General features: G+C 35.0%; 3 protein-coding genes. All 3 read left to right on the top strand.

Annotated features, from left to right (window positions below; genetic code table 11):
• The coding region (locus C6H18_RS09125) for an SPASM domain-containing protein (RefSeq protein WP_233704126.1) at positions 1 to 384 on the top strand (384 nt) is incomplete at its 5' end.
• Between the two features lie 9 nt (positions 385 to 393).
• On the top strand, positions 394 to 1,005 hold the full coding sequence (locus C6H18_RS09130; RefSeq protein WP_104722786.1) for a zeta toxin family protein: 612 nt from the start codon (positions 394 to 396) through the stop codon (positions 1,003 to 1,005).
• On the top strand, positions 1,002 to 1,821 hold an 820-nt coding region (locus C6H18_RS09135), incomplete at its 3' end, for a class I SAM-dependent methyltransferase (RefSeq protein WP_104722787.1). The genes C6H18_RS09130 and C6H18_RS09135, both read left to right, overlap by 4 nt.

Genomic DNA, 1,821 nt, shown 5'->3' on the forward strand with positions numbered 1-1,821 from the left:
AGTGATTGCAGGGATGTGATAAGTCGAATCTATTTTATTAACTTACAGAAGTTTGATGAAAATGGCAAAGAGATTAACACACAATTACCTCCTACTGCAAAGTTAATGTGCCAATTCCCTTGGAGTAATCTAATGGTAAATCCCTATGGAGATGCAACAGTGTGTTGCACGATGAATGGAAGTGCTTTGTTTGACCCTGTAAATATCGGGAAAGTTTCTGAAAACTTATCAGAGTTTTGGTGTAAGGGTGAGTTAATCACGCAGCTTAGAGAGGAGACACTTAAGCATAGGTTTAAAATGTTTGATAAAGTGTGCCAAAGTTGTAGTGAAAAATGGATTAATGCAAGAGTAGAGGATAGTAGTCCTCATAGTGATTTCTCTTAGGTGTCAATGATGAAAAAGCCTATTGTTACCTTTTTTGCAGGGGTGAATGGTTGTGGGAAAACCACTATGTATTATGATGAATTAGAAAAAGGCAATACTTTTGGCTATCGGATTAATATTGATGAGATTGTGAGTTCTTTTGGGGATTGGAAGAATCCCAAAGATCAAATAAGGGCTTCAAAAATCGCTTTAAAAATAAGAAATGCGATGATTAAAAGTAGGCAGGATTTTAATCAAGAGACCACCTTGTGTGGAAATAGTATTTTAAGACTTGTTAGAGACTTAAAGCAGAGTGGATATTGTATCTCTCTTTATTATATTAGTGTTGCTTCTCCACAAATTGCCAAAGACAGGGTAAAACTACGCGTAAGCAAGGGTGGGCATAATATTAAACCCCAAATCATTGAAAGACGTTTTTATTTGTCTTTGCAAAACTTTTATCAAGTCTATCCTTTGTGTGATAATGTAGTGTTTTTTGACAACACGCAAGGGTTTGAAAAACTTTTTGAAAAACAAGAATGCCAAGAATGCAAGGACTATAAAAACAAGATAGAGAGTTTTATTGAAAATATTTTTAAAAACAATCAAAAAGAGCAAGCATTTATAAGGAGTTTTACTTGATTACTTTTTCTTTTGGCAGGAATTGGAAGCGGTTTATAGAATATGTGGCAAATGAGGAGATTTTACTAAATGCACAAAATTCTTTAGTCAGGTTTTTAGGAGAGGATTTTGAGTTTAGGGATAAAGTCTTTGTAGATATTGGTTGTGGGAGTGGGATATTTTCTATCGCTGCTTTAAGGCTTGGATGCTCTAAAGTGCTAAGTGTGGATATTGATAAGCAATCCATAGAAGCCACACTTCTAGCAAGAGAGAAATTTGCACCACAAGCTAGTGAGAATTGGGAGATATTTCAAGGAAATATTTTAGAGGATTCCTCATTAGAAACTTTAAAGCAAAAAATAGGCGATAAAAAGATTATTGTTTATAGCTGGGGTGTGTTACACCATACAGGGGCTTTACAAAAAGCTATGAATAATGTAATGACTTTAGTTAGCGGGGGGGGGGGGAATTATGCCTATATTGCCCTCTACAATCAAACAGAAGCGAGTGCTTGGTGGCTTAGAGTGAAAGAATATTACAACAAGACTAATCCCCTAATGAAGTTTTTAATGGTGGTATCCTATACTTTCTTTTTGACTTTTGAGGATATTCGCAAAGGTAGAGGGCTTAATATGTATGATAAAAATCGTGGAATGTATAAGATAACCGATATTATTGATTGGTTAGGAGGACTTCCTTATGAACCTATTTTAAATGATGAAGTCCTAGAAATTTGGGAAAAGCGTGGATTTGCTTGTGTGAAAAATCATCCGACTATTTATTATAAACCCACCTACCCTAAGAATAGATTCTACAAACTCTTCATCTACCTTAAAG

This window comes from Helicobacter mesocricetorum (assembly GCF_900198605.1).
In the GTDB taxonomy this organism is placed as follows: domain Bacteria; phylum Campylobacterota; class Campylobacteria; order Campylobacterales; family Helicobacteraceae; genus Helicobacter_D; species Helicobacter_D mesocricetorum.